Origin of the sequence: Paraburkholderia solitsugae, from assembly GCF_013177695.1 — a bacterium.
Lineage (GTDB): Bacteria > Pseudomonadota > Gammaproteobacteria > Burkholderiales > Burkholderiaceae > Paraburkholderia > Paraburkholderia solitsugae.
Map to the genome: position 1 here is coordinate 21,965 of NZ_WOEY01000028.1, position 26,736 is coordinate 48,700.

24 protein-coding genes and 1 pseudogene are annotated in these 26,736 nt (G+C 62.6%); 11 read left to right on the top strand and 14 right to left on the bottom strand.

From position 1 onward, the window contains the following. Positions 1-192: 192 nt before the first annotated feature. The 4 genes from GNZ12_RS07355 to GNZ12_RS07370 all read right to left on the bottom strand — a co-directional run bounded on the left by GNZ12_RS07355 (position 193) and on the right by GNZ12_RS07370 (position 3,551). Positions 193-972 carry an ABC transporter ATP-binding protein gene (locus tag GNZ12_RS07355; protein ID WP_172309720.1) on the bottom strand — a complete coding sequence of 260 codons (780 nt, stop codon included), beginning with the start codon at positions 970-972 and terminating at the stop codon, positions 193-195. A 45-nt stretch (positions 973-1,017) separates the two neighbouring features. Then, positions 1,018-1,731, bottom strand: a complete 714-nt coding sequence (locus tag GNZ12_RS07360; protein ID WP_172309721.1) for an ABC transporter permease — start codon at positions 1,729-1,731, stop codon at positions 1,018-1,020. Beyond that, positions 1,728-2,417: an ABC transporter permease gene (locus GNZ12_RS07365; protein WP_172309722.1), complete on the bottom strand. Its 690-nt coding sequence runs from the start codon at positions 2,415-2,417 to the stop codon at positions 1,728-1,730. The genes GNZ12_RS07360 and GNZ12_RS07365 overlap by 4 nt, the downstream gene beginning before the upstream one ends. A 357-nt stretch (positions 2,418-2,774) precedes the next feature. Then, positions 2,775-3,551 (bottom strand): ABC transporter substrate-binding protein, encoded by a 777-nt coding sequence (locus GNZ12_RS07370; protein ID WP_172309723.1) that lies wholly within the window; start codon positions 3,549-3,551, stop codon positions 2,775-2,777. A gap of 590 nt (positions 3,552-4,141) precedes the next feature. Here GNZ12_RS07370 and GNZ12_RS07375 point away from each other — a divergent pair. After that, positions 4,142-4,852, top strand: a complete 711-nt coding sequence (locus GNZ12_RS07375; protein WP_172309724.1) for a pirin family protein — start codon at positions 4,142-4,144, stop codon at positions 4,850-4,852. Between the two features lie 206 nt (positions 4,853-5,058). Here GNZ12_RS07375 and GNZ12_RS07380 read toward each other — a convergent pair whose 3' ends face one another. Continuing rightward, on the bottom strand, positions 5,059-5,586 hold the full coding sequence (locus GNZ12_RS07380) for a periplasmic heavy metal sensor (protein ID WP_172309725.1): 528 nt from the start codon (positions 5,584-5,586) through the stop codon (positions 5,059-5,061). 220 nt (positions 5,587-5,806) lie between these two features. Between GNZ12_RS07380 and GNZ12_RS07385 the strand changes: the two genes are divergently transcribed. Both GNZ12_RS07385 and GNZ12_RS07390 read left to right on the top strand, forming a co-directional pair. After that, on the top strand, positions 5,807-6,532 hold the full coding sequence (locus GNZ12_RS07385) for a response regulator (protein WP_054035058.1): 726 nt from the start codon (positions 5,807-5,809) through the stop codon (positions 6,530-6,532). Next, the gene (locus tag GNZ12_RS07390; protein ID WP_172309726.1) at positions 6,516-7,832 is read left to right on the top strand and encodes an ATP-binding protein; all 1,317 of its coding nucleotides are present in this window, start codon (positions 6,516-6,518) and stop codon (positions 7,830-7,832) included. Before GNZ12_RS07385 ends, GNZ12_RS07390 begins: the two co-directional genes overlap by 17 nt. A gap of 141 nt (positions 7,833-7,973) precedes the next feature. Here the strand turns inward: GNZ12_RS07390 and GNZ12_RS07395 are convergent, their stop codons facing one another. Both GNZ12_RS07395 and GNZ12_RS07400 read right to left on the bottom strand, forming a co-directional pair. Beyond that, complete coding sequence (locus GNZ12_RS07395) at positions 7,974-8,240, bottom strand: double-stranded DNA-specific endonuclease (protein WP_172309727.1); 267 nt, start codon at positions 8,238-8,240, stop codon at positions 7,974-7,976. Between the two features lie 176 nt (positions 8,241-8,416). Beyond that, positions 8,417-10,108: a sensor domain-containing diguanylate cyclase gene (locus tag GNZ12_RS07400; protein ID WP_172309728.1), complete on the bottom strand. Its 1,692-nt coding sequence runs from the start codon at positions 10,106-10,108 to the stop codon at positions 8,417-8,419. A 725-nt stretch (positions 10,109-10,833) separates the two neighbouring features. On the opposite strand from GNZ12_RS07400, the gene GNZ12_RS07405 reads away from it, so the two are divergent. Both GNZ12_RS07405 and GNZ12_RS07410 read left to right on the top strand, forming a co-directional pair. Then, positions 10,834-12,585, top strand: a complete 1,752-nt coding sequence (locus tag GNZ12_RS07405; RefSeq protein WP_172309729.1) for an ABC transporter permease — start codon at positions 10,834-10,836, stop codon at positions 12,583-12,585. A gap of 23 nt (positions 12,586-12,608) precedes the next feature. Continuing rightward, the gene (locus tag GNZ12_RS07410; protein WP_172309730.1) at positions 12,609-13,955 is read left to right on the top strand and encodes an ABC transporter ATP-binding protein; all 1,347 of its coding nucleotides are present in this window, start codon (positions 12,609-12,611) and stop codon (positions 13,953-13,955) included. Positions 13,956-14,019: 64 nt separating this feature from the next. On the opposite strand, the gene GNZ12_RS07415 is transcribed toward GNZ12_RS07410, so the two are convergent. The 3 genes from GNZ12_RS07415 to GNZ12_RS07425 form a co-directional block, all read right to left on the bottom strand. Then, positions 14,020-14,547: a hypothetical protein gene (locus tag GNZ12_RS07415; protein ID WP_172309731.1), complete on the bottom strand. Its 528-nt coding sequence runs from the start codon at positions 14,545-14,547 to the stop codon at positions 14,020-14,022. After that, positions 14,544-15,140, bottom strand: a complete 597-nt coding sequence (locus tag GNZ12_RS07420; protein ID WP_235993635.1) for a hypothetical protein — start codon at positions 15,138-15,140, stop codon at positions 14,544-14,546. The genes GNZ12_RS07415 and GNZ12_RS07420 overlap by 4 nt, the downstream gene beginning before the upstream one ends. Before the next feature lie 380 nt (positions 15,141-15,520). Further along, a complete protein-coding gene (locus GNZ12_RS07425) occupies positions 15,521-16,582 on the bottom strand; it encodes a sigma-54 interaction domain-containing protein (protein ID WP_172309732.1) in 1,062 nt (353 codons plus the stop codon). A 275-nt stretch (positions 16,583-16,857) separates the two neighbouring features. Here GNZ12_RS07425 and GNZ12_RS07430 point away from each other — a divergent pair. From GNZ12_RS07430 to otsA, 6 genes and pseudogenes are all read left to right on the top strand, one after another. Next, positions 16,858-16,983 (top strand): annotated as a pseudogene (locus GNZ12_RS07430) (glycine zipper domain-containing protein); the annotation flags it as partial. A 48-nt stretch (positions 16,984-17,031) separates the two neighbouring features. Then, the gene (locus tag GNZ12_RS07435) at positions 17,032-17,301 is read left to right on the top strand and encodes a hypothetical protein (RefSeq protein ID WP_172309734.1); all 270 of its coding nucleotides are present in this window, start codon (positions 17,032-17,034) and stop codon (positions 17,299-17,301) included. A 316-nt stretch (positions 17,302-17,617) separates the two neighbouring features. Then, entirely contained in the window at positions 17,618-19,015 is a 1,398-nt protein-coding gene (locus GNZ12_RS07440) for a sigma-54-dependent transcriptional regulator (protein WP_172309735.1), read from the top strand. A 1,012-nt stretch (positions 19,016-20,027) separates the two neighbouring features. Next, on the top strand, positions 20,028-20,264 hold the full coding sequence (locus tag GNZ12_RS44195) for a hypothetical protein (protein ID WP_235993636.1): 237 nt from the start codon (positions 20,028-20,030) through the stop codon (positions 20,262-20,264). A gap of 153 nt (positions 20,265-20,417) precedes the next feature. Then, positions 20,418-20,630: a hypothetical protein gene (locus tag GNZ12_RS07445; protein ID WP_172309736.1), complete on the top strand. Its 213-nt coding sequence runs from the start codon at positions 20,418-20,420 to the stop codon at positions 20,628-20,630. Positions 20,631-20,841: 211 nt separating this feature from the next. Further along, on the top strand, positions 20,842-22,272 hold the full coding sequence (gene otsA / locus GNZ12_RS07450; protein ID WP_172309737.1) for an alpha,alpha-trehalose-phosphate synthase (UDP-forming): 1,431 nt from the start codon (positions 20,842-20,844) through the stop codon (positions 22,270-22,272). 219 nt (positions 22,273-22,491) lie between these two features. Here otsA and GNZ12_RS07455 read toward each other — a convergent pair whose 3' ends face one another. The 4 genes from GNZ12_RS07455 to dcm all read right to left on the bottom strand — a co-directional run bounded on the left by GNZ12_RS07455 (position 22,492) and on the right by dcm (position 26,533). Beyond that, positions 22,492-23,901 (bottom strand): MFS transporter, encoded by a 1,410-nt coding sequence (locus tag GNZ12_RS07455; RefSeq protein WP_407947685.1) that lies wholly within the window; start codon positions 23,899-23,901, stop codon positions 22,492-22,494. Between the two features lie 171 nt (positions 23,902-24,072). Continuing rightward, positions 24,073-24,576, bottom strand: coding sequence for a YbhB/YbcL family Raf kinase inhibitor-like protein (locus GNZ12_RS07460; protein ID WP_172309739.1), 504 nt, complete (start codon positions 24,574-24,576; stop codon positions 24,073-24,075). Positions 24,577-24,772: 196 nt separating this feature from the next. Beyond that, positions 24,773-25,219, bottom strand: coding sequence for a very short patch repair endonuclease (locus GNZ12_RS43885; RefSeq protein WP_074285034.1), 447 nt, complete (start codon positions 25,217-25,219; stop codon positions 24,773-24,775). Between the two features lie 30 nt (positions 25,220-25,249). Then, positions 25,250-26,533, bottom strand: coding sequence for a DNA (cytosine-5-)-methyltransferase (gene dcm / locus GNZ12_RS43890; protein WP_328805963.1), 1,284 nt, complete (start codon positions 26,531-26,533; stop codon positions 25,250-25,252). Positions 26,534-26,736: the final 203 nt, after the last annotated feature.

The following is a 26,736-nucleotide window of genomic DNA, read 5'->3' on the forward strand; positions in this document are numbered from 1 at the left end:
GTCAAGGATTGCCACTATTGACGCTTCAAATGCGGCAGAGTATGGCGAAAAGAGGGGGGTCGGGCCAGGTTCGGGCCCATTTTCGAGGCCAGAACGGCCGGAATGTGCAGGTGAGCGAAGTAAAAAAGGCGCTCGTAAGCGCCTCGTAATGTTGCTTTGACTACAGCCCAAATAGCGGGCTGACCAACAGTCTTATTTGAGGCTGCCGGAGAGGAACTGCTTGAGCCGCTCGCTCTTCGTGTTCTTGAAGACTTCGTCCGGATGACCTTCTTCTTCGACGCGGCCTTGATGCAGGAACATCACGTGATTCGATACGTTGCGCGCGAACGCCATTTCATGGGTGACGACGATCATCGTGCGGCCTTCTTCGGCGAGCGTCTGCATCACCTTGAGTACTTCGCCGACCAGTTCGGGGTCGAGCGCGGAAGTCGGTTCGTCGAACAGCATCACGTCCGGATGCATGGCCAGTGCGCGCGCGATTGCCACGCGTTGCTGCTGACCGCCCGACAGATGCGACGGGTACTGCTTCTCAAGACGCGGCGCGAGGCCCACTTTCTCCAGATACTGACGTGCGCGCTCTTCGGCTTCCTTGCGCTTCAGACCCAGTACGTTGACCGGTGCTTCGATGATGTTCTCGAGCACGTTCATGTGCGACCACAGGTTGAAGTGCTGGAACACCATCGACAGCTTGGTGCGCACGCGCTGCAACTGCTTGGGATCGGATACGCGCAGCGCGCCGTTCTTGCCGGTCTGCGTACGCACTTCTTCGCCGTCGACGAAGATGCGTCCGGCGTTCGGCTGTTCGAGGAAGTTGATGCAGCGAAGCATCGTGCTCTTGCCTGAGCCGGACGAACCGATCACGCTGATCACGTCGCCGGCGTTGGCCTTCAGCGATACGCCCTTGAGGACTTCGTTGTCGCCGTACTGTTTGTGAAGCTCATCGACGAAGAGCTTTTGCTTCTTGGTGTTCATCAGGGTCCTTGGCGGGCTTGCTTGCGTGGGGCTCAGTGCCCGTGGTTACTTGCCTTGCGGCCGCAGGTAAGCGAGCCAGCGACGCTCGGCGCGGCGGAACAGCCACACGAGCGCAAAAGAAATAAACAGATAGAGCAGGGCGGCGAGGCCGAACGCATTGAACGACTGATACGTGGCCGAGTTCACATCGCGCGCGATCTTGAGGATGTCCGGCACGGTCGCGGTGAAGGCGACGGTGGTGGCGTGCAGCATCAGGATCACTTCATTGCTGTAGTACGGCAACGCGCGGCGCAGTGCCGACGGCAGAATCACCCGGCGGTACAGCGTGAACGACGACATGCCATAGGCGCGCGCCGCTTCGATCTCGCCATACGGCGTGGCCTTGATCGCGCCCGCGAAAATCTCGGTGGTGTACGCGCAGGTGTTCAGCGTGAACGCGAGCAGTGTGCAATGCATGCCGTCGCGGAAGAACGCGTTGGTCAGTTCGTGATTGCGGATGACTTCGAGGCTGTACAAGCCGGTGTAGCACAGCAGCAGTTGAACATAGAGCGGCGTGCCGCGAAAGACATACGTATACAGCCACACCAGACTGGCAAGCCACTTCTTCTTCGACACGCGTGCGACCGCGAGCGGAATCGACAGGCAGAAGCCGAGCCCGATCGACACCACCAGCAGCCACAGCGTGATGACGACGCCGGTGAGGCGGTAGCCGTCGCTATAAAGATAGTTGCGCCAGTATTCCTGAATGATCTCGATCATAGATCCGCCTTTCGCACGCCAGTCGAGTAACGCTTTTCGAGGTACATCAGCACGAAGTTGGACACTGTGGTGATGACGAGATAGATCGCCCCTGCGAGCAGGGTGAAGAAGAAGAACCGCAACGTGCCCTTGCCCGCATCCTGCGAGGCCTTGACGACGTCCGCGAGACCGATGATCGACACCAGCGCCGTGGCTTTCACCATCACCTGCCAGTTGTTGCCGATGCCGGGCAGCGCGAAGCGCATCATTTGCGGGAACATCACCCGCGAGAACACTTGCCAGCCGGTCATGCCGTAGGCCGCGCCCGCTTCGAGCTGGCCGCGCGGCACCGCGAGAAACGCGCCGCGGAAGGTCTCGGTGAAGTACGCGCCGTAGATGAAACCGAGCACGGCGACACCGGCCACGAACGGGTCGATGTCGATCTGATCCCAGCCGAGCAGGTCGGTCAGGTTATTCAGCCAGATCTGGATGCTGTAGAACAGCAGCAGCATCAGCACCAGGTCGGGCACGCCGCGCACGAGCGTCGTGTAGATGGTGCCGACACTATAGGAGACGCGATTCTTCGACAGTTTCGCCGCCGCGCCAAGCAGGCCCAGCACGAAAGCGAACGCCAGCGACAACACCGCCAGTTTGACGGTTTGCCAGGTGCCGTTGAGAAGCAGCGGGCCGTAGCCTTGAAGGAACATATGGGGTCCTTGACGATGCGTTTGCGACGCACCGCGAAAGACGCGGCCAGCTCTGCACCGCGTTTGCCGCGAGCCTGAGCTCGCCGTTTCCTGCGGCGCACAGCGCACCGCTGTGCAAATCATGACTGCATGACCGTTGCCGGCCTTGCAGCGCGCTTTCCGACTCTTGTTTTGAATCGGGCTTGAAGCTGGTTTTGATGCTGCCTTTGAAACAATGACCGACTGTATTACGAAGCCCTGGGAAAGCCCATGCGGGCGAGCCCCGAGTGCTGCGTGTTGCCTGACCGGCTGCCGGGCTGGAGACCCGCTCGGCGAGCGGCTCAGTGACTAGCTCAGTGGCCGGTGCATTGCCCCCGCTCAGTGACCAGGATAGATGTCGAAGTCGAAGTACTGCTTTTCGAGCTTCTTGAACGTACCGTCCTGGTGCACTTGCGCCAACGCCTGGTTGAACATCGCTTTCAGCTCGACGTCATCCTTGCGCAGGCCGATGGCCGTGCCTTCACCAATTGTCTTTGGGTCTTTTACTTCCGGGCCGGCCCAGGCGAAGCCTTTGCCGCGCGGCGTCTTCAGGAACCCCGCGTCGGCTTGCAATTCGTCCTGCAAGGCGGCGTCGAGACGCCCCGAAGCGACGTCGGCGTACACCTGATCCTGATTCTGGTAGGACACCACGGTCACGCCTTTGGGCTGCCAGTACGCTTTGGCGTAAGCCTCCTGAGTCGAGCCTTGCTCGACGCCGACGCGTTTGCCCTTCAGCGATTCAGCCGTGGGCAGCAGGGGCGAGCCGGCTTTGGCGATCATGCGGGCCGGTGCGTCGAACAGCTTGTCGGAGAAATCGATCTGCTCGCGGCGCTGGTCCGTGACGGTCAGCGACGACACGATCGCGTCGAACTTCTTGCCCTTCAGCGCCGGGATGATCCCGTCCAGGTCCTGCTCGACCCACACGCACTTGACGTTCATTTTCGCGCACAGCGCTTTCGTCAAATCGACGTCGAAGCCGACGACCTGGCCGCTGGCCGCCGTCGATTCGAACGGCGGGTAGCTGGCGTCCACCCCGATGCGCACGGTTTTCCATTCTTTCGCCATGGCGCCGGTGGCCATGACGGCAAGCGCCACGCACAGTGCGGCCTTCTTCATGTTTCTCCTGGATCAAACTGATCGTCGTGGTGTGCCGATCTCGACGACCGCCGGCTCGTGGCCGGCCGTCGCTATTCTAGGCGGTCAAAATTGTCGCGCCGCGTATGGGGTATTGCCTCGGTTCCGCTGCGGCCCTGCTTGGGTCTCGCCGATGTCTTTTCGACGTATCAAGCGAGATTGGCGAGGGGTGAAACCCGCGGCTGTCCCGTCGCGGCCCCGGCTGCCGGGCCCGCCCGCGCGCCTTGAGCGCCCACGCGTCTCGAAAAGGGCGGTATTTTACCCGAACAGGGGCGGGGCGCCAGTGCGGGACGCAGCCGGTTGCCGGTGGGCGAGCGCATGCGTTGTGCATGCGCGACGGTGCCGGGTCGCGATCGGGTTGTTCTTGCGTGCGCTCATTCGCGGTAATGATCGACAGACTGGCGACCAGTATGGCGAGGAGGGCCACCGGTAGCCGGCCTGGCAGTGCCGCGGTCCTACCGGCGCACGATTGCGCGGATTTATGAAACGATCTGGTGTGCCGTTGCCGATTGTTTAGCGCGCTTCGCGCCCATACATTCTGGGCATCGCTAATTACTCACCGGGAGATCCCCATGATGGAGATTCGCCGTTCCGACGAGCGCGGCCACGCCAATCACGGCTGGCTCGACTCGTATCACAGCTTCTCGTTTGCCGACTATCGCGACCCGCAACACGTGCATTTCGGACCGCTGCGGGTGATCAACGAAGACCGCATCGCCGGCGGCCAGGGCTTCGGCACGCACGGCCATCGGGATATGGAAATCGTCACCTACGTGCTCGAAGGCGCGCTCGCGCACCGCGACAGCATGGGCAACGGCTCGACCATCCGCCCCGGCGACGTGCAGCGCATGAGCGCAGGCACGGGTGTGCAGCACAGCGAATTCAATGCATCGCAGGACGAGCCGGCGCACCTGTTGCAGATCTGGGTGATCCCGCAGCGCGCGGGCGACCAGCCCGGCTACGAGGAAAAACGCTTCGACGATGCTGACAAGCGCGGGCGTCTTCGCGTGATCGCCTCGCCCGACGGCCGGGACGGTTCCGTGACGATTCATGCGGATGCCTCGATCTACGCGGCGCTGATCGACGGCGCGGAACAGGCTACCTTAGCGTTGCCGAAAGGGCGGCTGGCGTATGTGCACGTGGCGCGGGGCGCTCTGACTGTGAACGGCGAGGCGCTTCAGGTCGGCGACGCCGCCAAGCTCAGCGAAACCGATACGGTGACGCTCGAAAAGGGCGACAAAGCCGAAGTGCTGCTGTTCGATCTCGGTCCGCTCGACGGATAAGCGCGGATGAGCGCCGATCGCCGGATGGGCATTCATTGGCCGATGGTTGACAGTCGTTAGTCGCTAGTCGCGAGCGCAACGAGGACCCTGGCTCGAATCAGCGGGCTGAACGCAAACAAAAACGCCACGGAAAACCTTCCGTGGCGTTTTTGCATCCGGGCGACAGCTGTGCAAGCCGCCTCCCGCCCCCGTCTTCGCTATACCGCTTACTGATTGGCAGCCGGCGCCGACGCTGCGCCCTTTTTATGTTCCCAGTGCTCGCGCATTTTCTCGTGACGCGCTTCCATCTTCGCAAAACGCTGCTTCAGCGCCGTGCTGACGGTAGTCTTCTGCTGGTCGTTCAAGCCGTTATAGAACTTGAGCCACGCGTCCGAGGTTTGCTGACGCAGTTGTGCGTCTTTCTGCTCGACTTGCTGGTGCGCGGCTGCCATGGCGTTCAGATCCAGAATCGGCTGCTGCTGCGCGGCCTTGAACTGGTTCTTCATCTGTTCATGGTTGGCGCGCATGGCTTCGTGGTTCTGCTTCATCGTGTCGAGCGCGGCCTGCCATTGCTTTTCCTGATCCGCGTTCAGCTTCAACTGGTCATGCAGTTGCGACAGTTCCTTCATGAAGTGGCCATGCCAGCCGCCGGGACCGCCTTGACCGGCGGGTTGTGCGGCATAGGCAGCGCCCGCGCCGATGGCGAGGGCAGTGGCGGCAACGGCGAGAACGCGCGACATTTTATTGGTGGACATGTAAGACTCCCTGTAATGGAATAGCCGACGATGCAACCGGTGATAGAGGACGGCCTGCATTCGGTAAGTCACAGCGTAGAGAACTGCGCCCGGCGCTGTGTTACGTGGCTTGATGCGGCTATTACGGGTCATTACGTACGCCTTTCACGGTAACACCCGGTAACCCTTGACGGCCGTCTGAAATCGAAAACCCTTCCTGCTGCGCGTTAAACTTCATGCCATGGCTACTCAAATACTTGTTGTCGACGACGACGTCGAATTACGCGATCTGCTGCGCGACTATCTGGCCCGTCAGGGCATCGAAGTCTCGGTGCTGCACGACGCCGGCACGCTCGAGCGCAGGCTCGAACGGGAGCGTCCGGATCTGATCGTGCTCGATCTGATGATGCCGGGCGTAGACGGGCTGACCGCGCTGCGCAAGCTGCGCGCGTCGGGCGACGACATCCCTGTGATCATGCTCACCGCACGTGCTGATGACGTCGACCGCATCGTCGGGCTGGAGCTCGGCGCGGACGACTATCTCGGCAAGCCGTTCAATCCACGCGAGCTATTGGCGCGCGTGCAGGCGGTGCTGCGGCGGCGCCGCACGCTGCCGTCAGCGGCGGCGCCGGAGCAGCGCGAGCCGTTCAACTTCGGCAGATTCACGCTGGATTTCCAGTCGCGCACGCTGCATCTCGAAGACAAGCCGCTCACGCTGTCGGGGAGCGAATTCGCGCTTCTGAAGATTTTCGTCAATCACCCCATGCGCACGCTCACTCGTGAGCGCCTGCTCGAACTGCTGCATGGCCCGGAATACGACGGCACCGACCGCGGCATCGACGTGCAGGTGTGGCGTCTGCGTCGCATTCTCGAAACCGACCCGTCCACGCCGCGCTTCATTCAAACGGTGCGCGGGCGCGGCTACGTGTTCGTGCCGGATGGCGAACAGCATGCGCCGGCCCATTGATTCGCTGTTCGGGCGCCTCGCGCTGCTAGTGATTGCGGTGCTGCTGCTGTCGCATTTCGCGTGGTACTCGCTCATGCGGCTCGAGCGCAGCCAGCTGCAAACGCGTTACGCAGTCGAGGAAGCCACTTTCCTCGTCGACGCGGTGCGCCAGCACGTCGCCCGCACGCCGGACCAGCCCTTGCCGTCGCGCGTCAGGCTGGTCGATCCGGCGAGCCCTGACGTGCCGCCGGAAAGCGCCAATCTGCCGGCGCCGCTCGAGCGTTTCATCGAGGACGTGCGGGATCGCATGCCCTCGGGTACCCTGGTGAGGATTGGCCAGCCAGGCCGTCCGCCCACGCTTTGGGTGCGTGCCACGACGGATCGCAACTGGATCGTGGTGCCGGTGCAGACATTGCGGCCGCCGCGTTCGCTCGATCGCACGGTGCTGTGGCTCGCGATCATTTTCTCGTTCGCGGTGATGGCGGCGCTCTTTGCCGCATGGGCGCTGCAGCAGCCGTTGCGCTCGCTCGCCCAGGCGGTGGCGCGCTTCGGCCGCGGCTTGCCGGTGCCGCCGGTGCCCGAGCGCGGCCCGCGCGAGTTGCGGCAGTTGACGCACGGTTTCAACCAGATGGTTCAGGAAGTAGCGCGTACTGAAAACGACCGGGCCGTGATGCTGGCCGGTGTCGCGCATGACCTGAAAACGCCGCTGGCACGCTTGCGGCTGCGCGCCGAAATGATGGAAGAAGTGAAGATGCGTGACGGCGTCGTGCGCGACGTCGATTCGATGACGCATATCGTCGAACAGTTTTTGATGTTCGCGCACGACGGCGCCGATCGCAGCGAAGCGGTCGAAGTGGACGCGCAGTGCGAGCGTGTGGTGCGCAGCTATCGCGCGGTGGCCGCGGGTGCGCCCACTGTGCAGACTGAACTCAACGCGGGGCCGGGTTTCCTGCTGCCCGCGGCTACGCTCGACCGGATCCTGTCGAACCTGTTGGACAACGCCCATGCCTACGGCGCGCCGCCGATCGTTGTCGCCACGGCGCGCACGGCGCAAGGTTTCACGCTGTCGGTGAGCGACAACGGCAGCGGTATCGCCGCGCAGGACCTGATCAAGGCCAGCCGGCCGTTCGTCCGACTCGACCCGGCACGCGGCGGTAACGGTCACAGCGGGCTGGGGCTCGCGATCGTCGAGCGTCTGGTGCGGCGTGCGGGCGGGGAGTGTCAGATCGGCAATCACGGCGGACGTGGCTTGCGGGTCTTGATGAGCTTTCCGTTCGAAGTGGTGCCGCGCGTCACGGCGATCTCCGAAAGCGCCTGGTAGCTTGAGCGGGGCAGCGGCGGCAGGCGCCTCCCCCGCTGTATCTATGCCGCACTGCGATGTCCGAACGCAATGTTCGGAATGCGGCGTCCGGAGGCCGATATTGAATGCGCCGTCTGGACTGCGTGCCCGGCAACCGTTGCGCTAGTCTGTAAACAGCGTGTTCAACGCATTCGCCGCATCACTATCCACTGTATTCCACGTCACCGTTTCGGCTTCGAAGATGTAGTGCGTGGTGTACTTGCCGAGACGCGCGAGTATCTCTTCCTGAATCAGTTCCGGCGCGACATCCAGTTTCAGATACCACGCGGTCGACGACAGGCGCGTCTGGAACGCGCCGTATTCGGCCAGTAGATGGTCGAATGCGCCAGCATCCTGATCGCGACAAACGATGACCAAATTTCCCTTCATGCGAATCTCCCGGTATAGCGGTAGCGGCAACCTCAATGTCAGGGTTGATGATACCTGCTTCGTTACGGGACGCTCGAGGCGGGGACTTGCTTTGTATCAGCTACCGCACTCATCGGGGCGCTGACGGCACCGCGGCGGGCATTGAGTTTAAGCGGCGAGCGGCGCGCTGCCAGGCATCACCAGGCGTTGGCCACCGTCCGCGCGGGCGGCGCGGTGTCGTCGGGCGGAAGCGCTTCGGTGCGGTCGCGGCCGCCCGTCTTCGCTGCGTAAAGCGCCGTGTCGGCGCGGCTCATGATGCGCTCGGGCAGATCGTCGGACGAGAGTTCGGTGATGCCGATGCTCACGCTCAAGCCCACCGAGGCCGGCAACTTCGGCGAAGGAATCGCCTTCAGGCGCAGGCGCAAGCGTTCGACGACTTCGCGGCCGCCGGCCAGATCCGTGGCAGGCAGCAGCAAGCCGAACTCTTCGCCGCCCAGCCGCCCGATCGCATCGGTGCCGCGCAACTCAGCCCGGCACGTGTCGACGAAATGTTCGAGCGCGCGGTCGCCGGCGGCGTGGCCGAAGCGGTCGTTGATCTGCTTGAAGTGGTCGAGGTCGGCGATCGCCATGCACAGCGGCTCGTTGCTCGCGTGCGCACGTTCGATCTCGTGGCGCAGCAAGTCGAGGAAGTAGCGTCGCGACAGCGCGCCCGTCAACGCATCGTGGCGCGCCTCGGCCGAGAGCAGGGTGTTGGCCGATTGCAATTGCTCGGCAAGATCGCGCGTGGCGCGATGGTGGCGCCGCTCGCGCACGTACGACACCGTGATCACCCACGCGAGCGCCACGGTGCCGGCCAGCGTCAGAAACACCAGCAGATGATCGCGCTTGTGATTGCGCAGCAGTTCGGGCCAGGCTGCGAGCGGATCGACCAGATGCGCCGACAGCCCCGAGTTCAAGCCGCTGCGTGACTGATATAGCGATGGCGCCCGCTGCTCGCTCATGCCGAACAACTGTCCGGCCACGGCTGCAGGCACCCAGGGTGCCTGCTCGCGCACCTGCGCGTCCACCTGAATCTGTATGTCGGGGAGGATTTCGCGGCGATAGATGGTCATGCGCTCGTCGGCGCTCATTTGGGTGACGCGCGAGTTCGGCAGCGCGTGGCCTTCGAGCGCGCTGTCGTGCGCCATGATGATGACGCCGTGTTCATCGGCGACAAAGGTGCCGGCGTGCGCGACCCAGTGGCGCAGCCGCGCGATCCCCACCTTGGCCACCACGGCCCCGACCAGCAGGCCGTCGGCGTACACCGGCGCAGCGATGAAGATGCCCGGCTCGCCGCTCGAGCGGCCGACGCCATAGGCCTCCGAAAACGCGCCGAGTAGGGCGTTCGTCAGGTAGCTGCGCGTGCGCATGTCGACACCGACGAAGGAGCGTTCCGCGGCGAGCGGGTTATCGACGGAGCTGCTCGACGCGACGCAGGTGCCGTTGGCGTTGACGATCCAGATCTGGTCGAGCCCGGAGAAGCCTTGCGCGTCGTGCAGGAAGTTGCTCACGGCGCTCATCTGCGGGTCTTTTAACAACGCGGCGCGCAGCGCGGGTTCCGTCGCCTCACCGTTCGCGGCATAATTCTGCGATTGCACCAGCGCGTGCTGGACCACGTCCATTTCGGCCATGGTTGCGGGGATAGCCCGAGACATTGCGAGGTCGCTGGCGATCACCTCCCCCATGTTGTCGACGACCGACGTGGACATCTGGCGCTGCGTGCGCAAGGCCGCGTCCAGCTCTTGCTGTACCATCCGGTCCGCGACCATGCCGGCCACGAACCAGCAAACGAGCACGATCAGCACGAAGCTGATCGGTCCGGTTGCCTGGCGCAAGGTTGTCCTGTTCATCGACCCTCTGATCCGTCTGGCTGTGACATGCAACTAGCTCATTCGTGGCAGCGCGCTGGCGCTGTTTCGCCCCTGTGGAAGCGGCTGGCGATACGCCCTCGGTGTGGGCCGCGCTGCGGCCCGTCATGACCGTAAAGAGGCGTGTCGTCTCTTGATTTTAACCGTCATGGGGCCTGACGCCACCGTTATTGCGGGAATGCGAAGTGGGTCCGCCTTGCCCATCAGGTTCTTAACGGCAGTGCGTCAGCTTTCTGAATGGCTGCGCGGGTTTTCCGGGGGCGTGAAATGCGATCCCGGCCGCAATTGAAATTGCTGGAAAAGTCGCTGACATACTGCGGTAGATGACTCGCCGCACCACGCCGGTCGATGCTGGCCGAAGGCCGCTGGTGGGGCGTACGACGCTATTTACTGCTATTTGGCGTGAAAGGTTGTGCCTGAAACATAGGATGGTGTAGTGTCGTGCCGTCCAAAACAAGGAAAGCTCGCCAGCCTTCGGCCGGCGCCCGCGGCGACAGGGGAGTCCGGCTTCGCGGTAGTGGTCCAAGGCGGCTTGCCCGAGGACACGTCCGTCACCGTTCCACGAGTCGCCAACGCTAACGATTTACCGCGCACACGCGTTTTGCCATGCCTGATTTCCGCTTTCCGGACCGATCTTCAGACTGCCGCGCCGAAGCCGCGGCCTCCTTTGTGCAATTGAACACCTGTAATAATGGGGAGGACGCCTGATGGACTTCAGTTTCGACCTGAAACGCACCGCCAATGCTTCGGCGTGGCGATTGCTGCCTAATGGGTGGGATTTCGTCGCCTTCCCGTTGATCATCTGCATCATCGCGATGACCGCCATCGGCTTTCATCAGACGCTAGCGCCGATGTCGACGTTGAAGACCCAGGTCATCTCGCTCGACCCGTCGAACTTGCCTGAGTACGCGATGCGCACCACGTTACGCATGCTGGCGGCGATGGTGGCGTCGCTGTTCTTCACGCTGGTTTACGGCACGCTCGCCGCGAAGAGCCGCCGTGCGGGCCTCGTGCTGGTGCCGATTCTCGACATCCTGCAGTCGGTGCCGGTGCTGGGCTACATTTCGTTTACGGTTACGTTCTTCATCGCGCTGTTTCCGGGCCGGGTGCTGGGCGCGGAACTGGCAGCGATCTTCGCGATCTTCACGAGCCAGGCGTGGAACATGACGTTCAGCTTCTACCAGTCGCTGCGCACGGTGCCGCGCGACCTGGACGAAGTCTCGCGCGGCTTTCACCTGACCGGCTGGCAGCGTTTCTGGAAGCTCGAAGTGCCGTTCTCGATGCCGGGCCTCATCTGGAACATGATGATGTCGATGTCGGGTGGCTGGTTCTTTGTGGTGGCTTCCGAAGCGATCACGGTGGGCAACAACACGATCACGCTGCCGGGGATCGGCGCGTATCTGGCGCAGGCGATCTCCGACAAGAACATGCACGCGATCGGCTGGGTCATCCTTGCGATGACGGTCGTGATTCTGGCCTATGACCAGTTGCTGTTCCGTCCGCTGGTGGCGTGGGCCGACAAGTTCCGCATGGAGACCACCAGCTCGGGCAACGCGCCGGAATCGTGGCTCCTCGACCTGGTGCGCCGCACCCGGCTGATTCACCGCCTGCTGGTGCCGATGGGCTGGATCTTCGCCAACGCCGCGCGGGTGCCGATGCGCCTGCCGTCGTTCGCCCGTGTCAGCTTCCCGATGCCGCAACGCCAGAAATCGTCACGTATCGGCGACATCGTCTGGGGCATCCTCGTGATCCTCCTGACGGTGTACGTGGTCTATAGCGTGATCGCCTATGTGCGTACCGGCGTGACGCTCGACGAAGTCGGCCACGTATTAGTACTCGGCCTGATCACGCTGCTGCGAGTGGCGTTGCTGATCGCCATCTCGTCGGTGATCTGGGTGCCGCTTGGCGTGCTGATCGGGCTGCGCCCGGCGCTCGCCGAGAAGATCCAGCCGCTTGCGCAGTTCCTGGCCGCGTTCCCGGCCAACCTGCTGTTCCCGGTGTTCGTGATCGTCATCGTGCGCTTTCATCTGAACCCGGATATCTGGCTGTCGCCGTTGATCGTGCTCGGCACCCAGTGGTATATCCTCTTCAATGTGATCGCGGGTGCCAGTTCCTATCCGAACGACTACCGCGAAGCGGCCACCAACTTTCGCATTCGCGGCTGGCAGTGGTGGCGCAAGGTGATGCTGCCGGGCATTTTCCCGTATTACGTGACGGGTGCGATTACCGCCTCGGGCGGCGCGTGGAATGCGAGCATCGTCGCCGAGTTCGTGCAGTGGGGCGATACCAAGCTGGAGGCTCACGGCCTGGGCGCCTATATCGCCAAGACCACCGCCGCGGGCGACTTCCCGAAGATCATTCTCGGCATTGCCGTGATGTCCCTATTTGTGACTTTGTTTAACCGCCTGCTGTGGCGTCCGATGTACGCCTACGCCGAATCCAAGCTTCGGCTCGATTGACAGGAATTTAAAGGCAAACCGCGATGCAAAATCCTAAAGCTGCCGTAACCGCTGCGCCGGTCCAGACGCCGACAATGCCGCCGCGCCTGGGTGAAGAGATTCTGGCCGTCAAGGATGTCTCCAGAGGCTTCAACAAGAATCAAGGCGAGCTGCTGGTGCTCGACGATGTGAACCTGTCGCTGCGTGAAGGCGAGATCGTCGGCATGCTGGGCCGCTCGGGTTCGGGCAAGTCGACGCTCCTGCGTATCATCGCCGGCCTGATCGAACCGACCGGCGGCCAGGTTGCGTACCTCGGCAAGCCGCTCGACGGTCCGGCCAAGGGCGTCGCGATGGTGTTCCAGACCTTCGCGCTGTTCCCGTGGCTGACCGTGCTGCAGAACGTGGAAGCGGGCCTTGAAGCGCAAGGCGTGGGGGCGCGCGAGCGTCGCGAACGCGCGCTGGCCGCGATCGACCTGATCGGTCTCGACGGTTTTGAAAACGCGTATCCGCGCGAGTTGTCGGGCGGCATGCGTCAGCGCGTCGGCTTTGCGCGCGCGCTGGTGGTCGATCCGACGCTGCTGCTGATGGACGAGCCGTTTTCGGCCCTCGACGTGCTGACCGCCGAAACGTTGCGTACCGACTTGCTCGACCTGTGGACGCAAGGCCGCATGCCGATCAAATCGGTGCTGATCGTCACGCACAACATCGAGGAAGCGGTGTTCATGTGCGACCGCATTCTGGTGCTGTCGTCGAACCCGGGCCGCGTGATCGCCGAGATCAAGGTGCCGTTCAAGCATCCGCGCAACCGGCTGGATCCGGCGTTCCGCCGTCTGGTCGACGAGATCTACGCCAAGATGACCGCGCGTCAGACCGACGAAGCGACCAAGAAGGGCCTCGAGCTGCACAGCTGGCTACCGCATGTGTCGACCAACCTGATGGCCGGTCTGATCGAAACGCTGGCCGCCGCGCCGTATCACGGCCGCGCGGACATGCCGGAAATCGCCCGCTCGCTGCATCTAGAGGTGGACGATCTGTTCCCGGTCGCCGAAGTGCTGCAGCACCTGGGCTTTGCCGACGTGCGCGAAGGCGATATTTTCCTGACGCCGCCGGCGCGTGTGTTCTCGGAATTCGGCACCCAGGAGCGCAAGATGATGTTCGCCGAGCATCTGCTGCGCCACGTGCCGCTCGCCGCGCGGATCAAGAAGGTGTTGAACGAACGGCCGGGGCATCGTGCACCGCGTGTGCGCTTCGAGCAGGAGCTGGAGGATTTTCTGTCGGACAGCGCCGCGGAAGAGACGCTCGACGCAGTGATCAACTGGGGCCGTTATGGCGAGATCTTCTCGTACAACGACCAGACGGAGATTTTCAGTCTGGAAGACGTGGAGTCTTAAATCCGGTCGAGTTGATTAAGACGCTTCAGGCAAAAAGCGGCAGGGGAGACCCAGCCGCTTTTTTTTATTGCAGATTGCCCCAGCGCTCGACCGCCGGTTCCGCCGACGCCCACTTCCAGCCCTTGTCCTGCCGGCACGCGCTCGCCGTGTACCAGTCTTCGTGCGCGTTCGGGCCGTCGCCGTCCTGAACCGAGAACACGAAATCCTTGCACAGCGCGAGCGCCGAGCTGAACGCCCGCGTCACGCGCACCTGGCCGTGGCCGTTCTCGATCGGCAGCGTGTGCTTGACCGCCCAGGGCCGTGTCTCGCCGACCGGCATCGCGCCCGCCAACGCGGCGATCAGGTTCTGCTGATCGGCGTGCATGTTGCGCATGTAGCGGCCGACGGCTTCGTCGGTCGCGGCCTGCACGGCGATACCGACACCGATGCCGACTGCCGGATTGGTGGTCACGAGGCCTGACGCGACACCGGCCGCGGCACCGCTCGCCGCGCCGACTGACGAGCAGCCGCTCGTCAGCAGACTGGCGCCGATGCATAGCGCACCCGCCAGCACGAGCCGCAGGCGATTGCCGGAAAGCGCCGCCGCCCTCATTGCAATGCGCCCCAGCGTTCGGTAGCGGGTTCGGCCGACGCCCATTTCCAGTTGTCGCCGTCACGGCAGATCGACGCGACATAGAATGCACTGCTTGCCGGCACATTCTGGGTGGCGGTCTGATCGACGGAGAAGACGATTTCCTTGCAGTCGAGTGCGCCTGCGCTGATCGTGCGGCTAACGGTGACGCGGCCGTGTTCGTCGTCTTCGATCGGCACTGAGTGTGTCACGCTCCACGGTGCGATCGCGCCGACGTCAAGCGGTCCGGCGATTTTGGCGATACCGTCCTGCGTATTCTTATGGACCACCCGCTCCGAGTACTGCACGCCGGCGCGGGCTGCGGCCACTGCGCCGAGACCGATGCCGGTAGCGACGGCCGCATTACGGGTGACTTTGGCCGCGAGCGCGGCGCCTGCGATACCGGCGCCGGCGGTGGCGCCTTCGGTATAGAGCGAGCCACACCCGCTCAATGCCGACGAGATCGCCACGGCCAACGCGGCGAGCGCCGTTGTATTCGGACGTCCGCGTTTGGCCGCTTTAGACGTTTTGGCGGTTTGTTTTTCCCATTCGGCCCACACCATACTTTTTTGCATTTCCCTGTCTTTGCTCCTGCAAGTGTCTTTCGTTCACATACGCGAAACACGTGTGTGAATGGTGCGTGAGCGAAAGACACGTCTTTCTTATCGTTGCACTATGCGCTGCCGCATTTTGCAGGATGCCATTTGTAAATGGCAGTGGGAAAGTGCAAGCAATTGCAAAAGATGATGCGAGTCAAATCGGTTTCTGGTGAGAAGAGGCCGATTTGATTGGTGATGCGAAGGGATTAATTATGAGATGACAGGTGGGCAGAAAGGGCCGTTTCAGCAGAGAGGGCGATGCACAACACGCGCACAAGGCGGGCGCAAAAAGTAGACGGCGAGCACACAGAAAACACCCGCGCACGCGAACGAACCGTGTGGGCACCTGACACCGCTTATTTCTCGGTTTCTTCGTCTGTGCCTGCGTCGCCGCCGTACACGCTCAAGCGGTTGTACAGCGTCTTCAGACTCACGCCGAGCGCTTTGGCCGCGCGCCGCTTGTCGCCGCCGCAATACTTGAGCGTGCCGAGAATGATCTGTTTTTGCGCATCCGCGAGTGGGGTGCCGATCCACACGCTCATCGCGTCGCCTTGCGTCACGGGCCTTTTCACGCGCGACGCGAGATGCGGATGCGGCAGCTCGACCGTCTTCTCCGCGAGAATGAACGCGCGATACACCGCGTTTTTCAACTCGCGCACGTTGCCCGGCCACGACCAGGTCCGCACGGTTTCGATCGACCGTTTGCTGAAGCTCTTGCTTGTGCCTTCCTGCTGATTCAGCAAGGCGAGGAAGTGTTGCGCGAGCAGTTCGCGATCACTCTCACGCTCGCGCAACGGCGGCGCGCGCAAGGGAAAAACCGCGAGCCGGTACATCAGGTCTTCACGCAGACCGTTTTCCTTCACCGCGACCGCGGGGTCGCGATTGGTCGCCGCGATCACGCGCACGTCGCCGCGAATCAGTTCATTGCCGCCGACCCGAAAAAACGTGCCGGTCTCGAGCGCGCGCAAGAGCTTCACCTGGCGCACCGGCGCCATTTCCGTGATTTCGTCGAGAAACAGCGTGCCGCCGTTCGCATGTTCGAAGTAGCCGATACGGCCTTGGGCCGCGCTGGTGAAGCTACCTTTTTCGTGGCCGAACAATTCGGCTTCGATGAGTTCGTCGGGAATCGCGCCGCAGTTCACCGCGACAAACGGTGCGTCCTTGCGGCTGCTTTGATCGTGAATCGTGCGGGCGATCAGTTCCTTGCCGGTGCCGGATTCGCCGATGATCAACGCGGTCGCGTCAGTGCTGGCGACGCGCTCGATCTGCTCGTACAGTTCGAGCATCACCGGCGACGAGCCGTACAGCAGCCCGTACGATTTCAGTCCCGCGATGCCGTCCGCGACGCGCTGCTTCGCCTGTGCCGAAGCATTGCCGCCGGCGGAGACGGTGGGCGAGTCGAGGTCGATTGACGCCATAAACGGGGAGTCCTGGGCAAATGGGGTTCGGTGTTGCGGCGCGCGGCCTTGGAGCGAGACGGACCCATGCGGCCAACTATCTCATAAAAATTTGATTTAACCACTTTGACGCCGCTTCCGGCAATCCGTGTGACGGTCGGTGAAATAACCCGGCGCACGCTCGGTCAGAAAGTGCCTGAACCCGTGCGAGCAATGAATGAGAGCGGCAAATTTACCGGGCACGGCGTTTGCGCAGTCCATCCGACATGCGTGTGCTTTTGCGCGACCCAGTTCAAAGCACGCAGCGGCGCTACCGGGCCGCGACCGTCAATACCGAACGCTACGTGCGGCGCAACCCGTGGCGCTCGATCGGCATTGCCGCGGGCGTAGGCCTTTTGCGTAGTGTTCTGAGCACGCGCTAACGCGCAATGCGCGATGTCGATCTGCTTGACGACAACAAGGAGGACACGATGGGACGACCCAAAATTGGCATCTTCGGCGCGCTGATAGCCCTCGGCGGGTTTCTGGCTGTACGCTACGTGCAGCGAAATCGTGCCACGCAGGTTCCGGCGGCGCGTGAACTGAGCCGGTGGGAAGGCGAAGGCGGAACGGTGGCGACGCCGTCCGGCAGCGTGACGACGGCCAGTACAGGCCCATCTACGCCAGACACGGCACACGGCGCAAATGGCTCGGCACGTCCGAACGGCAAAGACGGCGCATGGCCGTTTCCGCGCAGCTGAGGGCCGCAATAAGGACCTTGCGTACGCCGCTGCGCCGACGTGCCGCTTCGACAAGCGGCACCGGGTGCGCACTACAAACTTGTCCCGATAAAACCGTATAATAGGTAAATGGACAACAATGCCGCACCATATCGCGTAATTTTCCTGTAGATTGTTGCGATATTGAATCAAATCAGGGGCTCGGCGCTGTAGTGAGGATGTTGGCGTGTGCTCACGTCTGGGCGCACAAGCGGCGTAGCCGCAAGCCGCCGGCCTGCTTTTTCAGCATGCGGTTTTGCATGTTCCCCCATTCACGCTTTCAGGTTTTCGAGACGCGATGCCACACGTACTGATTGTCGATGACGATGCCGGTACCCGCGAGGCGCTTTCCGCCATCATCGGTGAAGACGGTCTGACTACCGCCACTGCGGGCGATTTGCGCGAAGCGCGCATTCAACTGGTCCGGCAGATGCCAGACGTGGTTTTTACCGACCTGAAGCTGCCCGATGGCAGTGGAGTCGATCTGTTTGAAGATCTCGATCCGCGCTCCGGCGTGGAGGTGATCGTGATTACGGGCCACGCCACGGTGGAGTCGGCGGTCAACGCGTTGAAGATGGGCGCCACCGACTATCTGGTGAAGCCGATCAACATGCAGCGCGTGAAGGCGATCCTGTCGCGCTTGCCGCGCGCCGGCGACCTGAAGGCGGAAATCGGCACCTTGCGCGGCGAGTTGCGCCGCATGGGCCGCTTCGGTTTGATGCTCGGCAATTCACCGGCCATACAGGAGGTCTACGACCAGATCGCCCGTGTTGCGCCGACGGCGGCCTCGGTCATGTTGATGGGCGAATCGGGCACCGGCAAGGAAGTCGCTGCCCAGACGCTGCACGAACTCAGCTTGCGCCGCAAGCATGCGTTCCTCGCGGTGAATTGCGGCGCGATCTCGCCGAACCTGATCGAATCGGAAATGTTCGGCCACGAGCGCGGCTCGTTCACCGGCGCGGACCGTCAGCACAAAGGGTATTTCGAACGTGCGAGCGGCGGCACGCTGTTCCTCGACGAAATCACTGAAATGCCGATCGAGTTGCAGGTGAAACTGCTGCGCGTGCTGGAGACCGGCATGTTCATGCGGGTTGGCACGACCAAGGAAACTGAAACGGACGTGCGCGTGATCGCGGCGACTAACCGGGATCCTGAGCAGGCGGTGCTGGAAGGCAAGTTGCGGCTCGACTTGTACCATCGCCTGAACGTGTTTCCGATCAGCCTGCCGCCGTTGCGCGAGCGGGGTAAGGATGTTGAGTTGCTCGCGCAGGCGTTCCTTGATGAACTTAACGAGCGTCATAGCACGAAGAAGCATTTCCCGGCTTCGGTGAAGGACATGTTGATGTCGTATCCGTGGCCCGGCAATGTGCGCGAGCTGAAGAACTATGTGCAGCGCGCGCATATCATGTCCGGGTCGGATTCGGATAGCACGGCGACGGTGCCGTTGCAGATTACGTTGTCGAAGCCTGCGGCTGGCACGGCCATCACGATTCCGTTTGGTACTTCGCTTGCCGAAGCGGATCGGCAACTGATTCTGGCTACGCTTGAGCAGTGTGGTGGCGTGAAGACGCGTGCTGCTGAGATTCTTGGGATTAGTTTGAAGACGCTTTATAACCGGCTCGTTGAGTATGGGAATGATGCGCGTGAGGACGGTGATGCAGTCGATGAGTCGCGTGCGCTGGGGGGGGCGGTTTAAGATTGAGAGGTTTTTCTGCCTGCGCGGCGCTTTGTTTCTGTGTGCCTGCGGCAGTGGGCTTTGCTTGATCTGGTTGCCTTTGCGGCGCATGTTTCTGTATGCCTGCGGCGTTGGCCTTTCCTTGTTTTCTTATTGGTCTATTAGCGTCGCCCCTGTGCGGGGCAGGCACCTACTTTTCTTTGCCTGCTGCAAAGAAAAGTAGGCAAAAGAAAGCGGCTCAAACCGCTAGCTCATAAGCGGGTCTCCTGGCTTGGAGGGGGTAGTGGTGCATCTGGAATCTGTGTTCTCGCACATTCCGCGCGAGTGACAAAGCAGTCATACTTCCGGCGGCGCTGCGCGCGCCGACGCGTAATTCACCAACCGATCGCTGCGGTTTCGCTCCCGCATTTTTGATCGGCACCGCAGCCGCTTGCGGAACTCGCCTTCTAGATGCTTGAGTGCCTCGCCGAGGCGAAGCCGATGGCCCCCACCGCGCCCAAACGAAGCCCCTGGTTTCCCATGCAGACCCGTCCGCGACGCACGCAGTGCGGAGTGGGAGCTGATGAGCCCTTTGTCACCGGGGCTGAAGGTGCGAGGGCACGGATTCCAGATGCACCACGATCCCCTCCAAGCCAGGGGACCCGCTTAAGAATTAGCGGTGTGAGCCGCTTTCTTTTGCCTACTTTTCTTTGCGGCAGGCAAAGAAAAGTAGGTGTGCCCGCCCCGCACAGGGGCGACGCTAATAGACCAATAAGAAAACAAGGAAAGGCCAACGCCGTCGGCACACAGACGAACAAGCGTCGCGCAGGCAACCAGATCAAGGAAAGGCCAACGCCGTAGGCGTACAGACAAACAAGCGCCGCGAAGGCAAACAAATCAAGCAAAATCCAAAGAAGCGAGAACAAGGAAAGGCTAAAAGAGAGCCAGAAGCTAGCGCAAACGCCGTAGGCAAGAAACCACCGCCCACGGCGGCCCGCCCTCCGGCATAGGCCTTGCTGCGATTCAATGGAACGCAAAAACGAGGACAACCGACATGCCGGAATACGCCACCGCTCCTGCGCTTTCCCTCCCAAAACACGCTCACCGTCCCGAGCCAATCGAGCCGCCGACGCCGGATCCCGACGAACCCGACACGACTCCAGACCCAGGTCCAACTCCTGACCCGATGGAACCGGTCGCTCCGCCAATCGGCGATCCGCCGCAACAACCCACGCAAACGCCACAAGCCAGTCGGCGCCCGCCGCCACAAACCCCACGCATGCAACTCTGACATGTTCTGTGCGCTGAACCGCAGTCCGGCACAGCGAATTTATGTACTTGTTACAAAACCGGCGCATCTTTTACCGGCAATTTACCGTCGTGACCCCTAGACTGTATTGATGCCGCTCTCGATGGCGGCGGGCTTCCCCTAGAGGCACCGATCATGAGACATCCAGCACTGCGACGTTCCGCGCGCCACGCGAAGCGCGATGCCCGGCCAGGCACCAGCACGAGCGGTCCGCCGGAATCGCCAGACCCGGCAGCGCAGAACCGCGTCGCGCCCAATGCGCCGCCAGACGGCGAGCACAACCAGGGCGGCGTGCGTCAGGAAGGGCTGGAGTACCAGCGCGATCTCGGCTCGGAGCAGGACGCCTGAACCCGTCCGACGGCCGGTAAGAAAGGTCCCGGTTTCGTCATACAAAGCAGAAAAAAATTCTTCGCGGTGCTTCGATGTCGCGCGTTTCTGCTCGCCCGTCACATTTGCACACATTCTTATTTCCGGCATCTCAAAAAACGGCACGCGACTTGCATGCACCTTTTTGGCACATATCCGTATGCAACGAAACAACTGACCAGGTGGAGAACCAATGAGCAGACTGATCGTGGTATCGAATCGTGTGGCGCCAATTCAGGAAGGCCGTCCCGCGGCAGGTGGCCTCGCGATCGGCGTGTTGGACGCGTTGAAGGAAACCGGCGGAGTCTGGTTCGGCTGGAGCGGCGAGACGGTGAGCGAGCCGTCGGCCCCGATGATCGAAAAGCAGGGCAATGTGACGTACGCGACGGTGGGCCTCACCAAGCGCGACTATGACCAGTACTATCGCGGCTTTTCCAACGCGACACTGTGGCCGACGTTCCACTATCGCAACGACCTGTCGCGCTACGACAGGCAAGAATACGCGGGCTATCAGCGCGTCAACGCGACGCTCGCCAAGCAGCTAAAGGAACTGCTCAAACCCGATGACATCATCTGGGTGCACGACTATCATCTGCTGCCGTTCGCGCGCTGCCTGCGTGAGCTAGGCGTGAAGAATCCGATCGGCTTCTTCCTGCATATTCCGTTTCCGGTTCCGGAAGTACTCCGCACGATTCCGCCGCACGAGGAACTGGTCAAGGCGATGTGCAGCTACGACGTGGTCGGTTTCCAGACCGAAGCGGACCGCCAGTCGTTCGTCGACTTTATCGAGCGCGGCCAGCACGGCACCTCGAGCGAAGACGGCATGGTGCACGCCTACAACCGCTTCCTGAAAGTGGCGGCGTACCCGATCGGTATCTATCCGGACGTGATCGCCAAGGCCGCCGAGCAATTCACCGACCGCAAGCCGGTGCGCAGTCTGCGTGACGGCATGCGCGGGCGCAAGCTGATCATGAGCGTCGACCGGCTCGATTATTCGAAGGGTCTGGTGGAGCGCTTTCAGGCGTTCGAACGGCTGCTGCTGAATGCACCAGGGTGGCACGGACGCGTTTCGCTGGTGCAGATCGCGCCGCCGACGCGCGCGGACGTGGCAACCTACCAGCGCATTCGTCAGACGCTAGAGGGCGAAGCTGGTCGCATCAACGGCCGGTTCGCGCAACTCGACTGGACACCGATCCAGTATCTGAACCGCAAGTACGAGCGCAATCTGCTGATGGCGCTGTTCCGTCAATCACAGGTCGGCTATGTGACGCCGCTGCGCGACGGGATGAACTTGGTCGCGAAGGAGTACGTTGCATCGCAGGATCCGGCCGATCCGGGTGTACTCGTGTTGTCGCAATTCGCCGGTGCGGCCGAGCAACTGCCGGGGGCGCTGGTCGTCAATCCGTTCGATCTGTCGCAGATGGCCGAGGCGCTGGAGCGCGCGCTGTCGATGTCGCTCGCCGAGCGTCAGGCGCGTCACGCGGACATGATGGCGCCGATGCGCGAGAACAATCTGTCGGTCTGGCGCGATACGTTCCTTGGCGATCTGCGCAACGTCACGACCGCCGCTTCGGTGACGGCCAAAGCGGTAAAGCTCGCTGACGTGACGGCATCGTCGTCGTAGCCGGATCATCGACGGCGGCGTGGATTCCTTTAAGGACCGCGCGCGCTGATCACGTCGAACTGTTTGGACAAGACTGAAGCATTAAAAAAGGGCGCGGACCGCAGTATGCGATTCGTGCCCTTGTTGTATCCGGGTTCAGGCGGATAAGCTGCTCAGGCCGGTCATGTGCCTAAGCCTGCATCGCATTCAGATCGGCGAGCGCTGAAGCCTGCAATGCGCTCACGCTGCTTGCACGGTGACGCGCAGCGTGCTGACCACGGCGGCGACCGCTGAAAAGCACGCGGCCACATACAGCGCGATGGTCGGACCATGCTGCGGCGCGATGCCGAAGATCAGCGCGACCAGCGCCGCGCCGAGCGTCTGTCCGGTCAGGCGCGCGGTGCCGAGCATGCCGCTCGCGCCGCCGCTGCGCTCACGCGGCGCGGCGGACAACATGGTCCGGTTGTTGGGCGACTGGAAGATCCCGAAGCCCGCGCCGCACAGCGCCATGCGCCACGCGATCTGCAGGGGCTCAGGATGCGCGCCGAGGGTGGCGAGCAACAGCAGGCCCACCGTCATCGCAACGAGTCCGACGCCGCCCAGCCATCCGGACGACACCTTGTCCGACAGTACGCCGGCAATCGGCGCGGCGATGATGATGACCGCCGGCCACGGCGTTATCAGCAAACCGGTCTCTACTTGCGAGAAACCGAGCGCATCCTGCAACAGAAACGGCAGCGATACGAAGGCCAGCATCTGCGCGCAGAACGAACAGACTGAGGTGCCGATCGATAGGGCGAACACTGGAATCCGCAGCAAATCAATCGGCAGTAAGGGCGCGGCTTGGGTCAACTGACGGCGCACGAAGAAGTAGCCGATCACAACCGCGCCAAGTGCTTCTGCAACGACCCAGCCGAAGCGCTCGCCGTGACCGAGACCATCGACGGCGAAAATCAGCAGACCGAACACGAACGCGTTCATCACCGCGCTCAGATAGTCATAGGGCGAATCGTGGCCGGGATTCATCGGCAGCGCCTTGAAGCCGCCGACAATCGCTGCGATCCCGATCGGCACATTGATCGCGAACAGCCACGGCCACGTGGCGACGGCGAGCACGCCGGAAGCGACGGTCGGCCCGACTGCGGACGACACCGCGACCACCATCGCGTTGATGGCAACGCCGCGCCCAAGTTGCGAGGGTGGATAGATCATGCGCACGAGCGCGGTGTTGACGCTCATGATGCCCGCCGCGCCGAAGCCCTGGACCACGCGGGCGAGCGCGAGCGTCGGCAGCGAGGTGGATAACGCGCAACCGAACGACGCCACGGTGAACAGGATCAGCCCGGCCAGGTAGATGCGCCGGTAGCCGATGCGATCGCCGAGCGACGCGAGTGGCAGCAATGAAATGGTGATGGCGAGCTGGTAAGCGTTGACGACCCAGATCGAGCCGGCTGCGCTCGCATTCAGATTCCGCGCGATGGTCGGCAGCGCCACGTTGGCGATCGCACTGTCGAGCACCGCCAGCGTGAGGGCGAGGGCGATAACCAACATCGCCCAGTAGCGTTGCGGAATCGGCAAGCCTTGTTCGGTGCTATCCGCGAGCGGTGTGCCGGCGGCGAGTGGGGCAACGGGGGCGGCATCGGCCGGCATCGGACTGTCCTTGCGCGATGGTTGTGCGTGCATCGTTCTTTTGATTTGGCGCGGAGCGGCTCATCGATCTTGCGATGAGGCACGCACGCTGCTTACCGTCCTGAAAAGACAGGATGGCAAGCAGCGACGATGCCGGCGCTGCGACAGCGCACCGGTATCGCGTCTCACGCGTTATTTGAGTTCGTACAGACCGGTGTGCGTGGTCGAGTCGAGTTCGTTCAGATGCGTCATGAAGCGCGCGACCGCATTGGTGGTGTCCGCGTTGATCGGCAGATGCGGCACCTTCAGCGCATGCAGGCGGAAGATATAGCGATGCGTCCGGTCGCCACGCGGCGGCGCGGCGCCGCCGAAGCCGACCGTGCCGTAGTCGTTGCGCACCTGCAGCGCGCCTTGCGGCAGCAGCGAGCCATCGGCCTTGCCGGCGTTGCGCGGCAAGGAGCGGACGTCAGCCGGAATGTTGACGACGACCCAATGCCAGAAGCCGCTGCCGGTGGGCGCGTCGGGATCGTGAACGGTGAGCGCGAAGCTTTGGGTGTTGGCCGGCGGCGCGTCCCACTGCAACGTGGGCGAGATGTTCTCGCCGTCCACACCGAAAGCCTTGTCGTGGTATTCGTGGGCTTTCGGCATAAAGCCGTTGGTGGGGAAATCGTCGGACCAGAGACGGAAATCAGCCATTGTGTGCCTCCCTTCTTGAGTGGTTCTGGGATAGTCGGGGGCGTGTCTTTTTGCTGCAGGCCTGCAATTGGACGGTTGCAGGATTGCTGGCGGATGATGGCTGCGCCGGCACGCAAAAAATACCCCGAGTTAGCCAATCGAGTGTATCACCAGCAGCGTCAACATTCGCTCGAACCGGGCAGGCTACAAGCAGCTTTCAGCCGCGCTCCTCGAAGCGCGGCGCATCACTCTTCAACCACTCGACGAGCCGCTGCAACACGCCGTCGATATCGCGATTCGCGCCACGCAAAGCACATTCCCACACCACCCCGACGCGCCAGCCGCCGGCGAGCAATGCCGCCTGAACCTTGTCGTCGTTGCTGCGATTGCGGCCGATCTTGTCGCGCCAGAACTCAGGCCGTGTTTGCGGCCATTTGAAAAGATGGCAGTCGTGGCCGTGCCAGAAGCAGCCGTGCACCAGCACGACGGCGCGGTAACGCGGCAGCACGATGTCCGGGCGGCCCGGCAGATCGCGCGCGTCCAGACGGAAACGAAAGCCCTGGCCATGCAGCAGGCTGCGGATCAGGATTTCCGGTTTCGTGTTGCGGCCGCGAATGCCGGACATCATCCGGCTGCGCGTTGCGCTGTCGACGATATCGACCATCGTCAGCGCCTGGGCAACGGATCAGGCCGCTCAGGAATAGAGCGAAAGGGTTTGCTTTGAACCATGGCGCGTGTCCTCGGCGAGCAGGGTTTGCACATGCGGCAGCATGATGCGCGCCACTTCCCGCATCACCGGCATGACGACGCTGTTGCCGAATTGCCGGTAAGCCTGTGTGTCGCTAACCGGAATCCTGAAGGTATCGGGAAAGCCCATCAGCCGGGCGCATTCGCGCGGCGTGAGGCGCCGCGGCCGCAACTGCTCGCCCTGATAGACCAGAATCTCCGAGCCGTCCTTGTGATAACGCGCGGAGAGTGTGCGCGTGACGCTGTCGGGATAAGCCATGCCGAAGCCAAAGCCGTTCCCCGCCGCGCGATGCTTCGCCGCGTAGTTCTGCAGATAGGTCCAGAGATTGGGCGTGAGCGTGTACTTCGGTTGCACGCGTTTGCCGGCGTGGTCGAAGAAGCGATCGTGGTCCCACGGCAGCACCGGTTCGCTGCCATCCGTGCGATGCAGGATCGAGCCCAGGCGCGGGCCGCTGTCCGGCAGACGCAGATCGTCCCAGGAGAACGACGTCTTGCCGCGAAAGCCGACGATGATGATGCGCTCCCGGTGCTGCGGCGTGAAATGCTGGCCGTCGACCACGCGGTAGTGCACTTCGTAGCCGAGCTCGTCGCGTAAGGTCTGCAGGATCACGTCGAAGGTGCGGCCTTTATCGTGCGAGAGCAGATTCTTCACGTTCTCCAGCAGGAACGCGGCGGGGCGCTTTGCCGCGATGATTCGTGCGACGTCGAAAAACAGTGTGCCCTGCGTCGTGCATTCGAAACCGTGAGGCCGGCCCAGCGCGTTTTTCTTGCTGACGCCGGCAATCGAGAACGGCTGACACGGAAAGCCGCCGAGCAGCACGTCGTGGCTCGGCACCTCTTCGGCGGGAAACGAGACGATATCGCCGATCAGCGCGTGCTCGCCGCCGGCAGGGTAGTTCTCGCGATAGGTCTTGGTGGAGAAATCGTTCCACTCACTCGTGAATACGCAGTCGCCGCCGTGCGCCTCGAAACCCATGCGAATGCCGCCGATGCCGGCAAACAGATCGACGAAGCGGAACTGGGCGTCGCCTGTCGCCGCGCCGGCTTTCGCCCGGCCGCTGCTGTGCAGCAGGTCGCGCAGTGCCGGTTCGAGCATCGACGGACACGGTGTTTCGCCTTTTTCCCAGCGGCGCACCGTCTTGATGTCCTTACCGACGTGCGCGGCGATTTCGCGTTGAGTGAAGCGGGCGCGCGCCTGTTTGAGCAGGTCGAGCGGTGCGGCGAGGGTCACGGATGTCCTTGCTGGGAATTTTTGCGGACATTATGACCTAAGGTCGTCCCTTTTTCCTATTTTCACTCGCCGCGAGCAGAAAATTTCCGGTTGCTCAAAGACCGTTTCGGCCTAAATGCGAGTGTCACAGTTGGACGTGTAGGCTTGTGGTGTGACGCGAATTCCCCGCGTTGCGACGTGTTCAGGCCGCGACATCGTTCGCG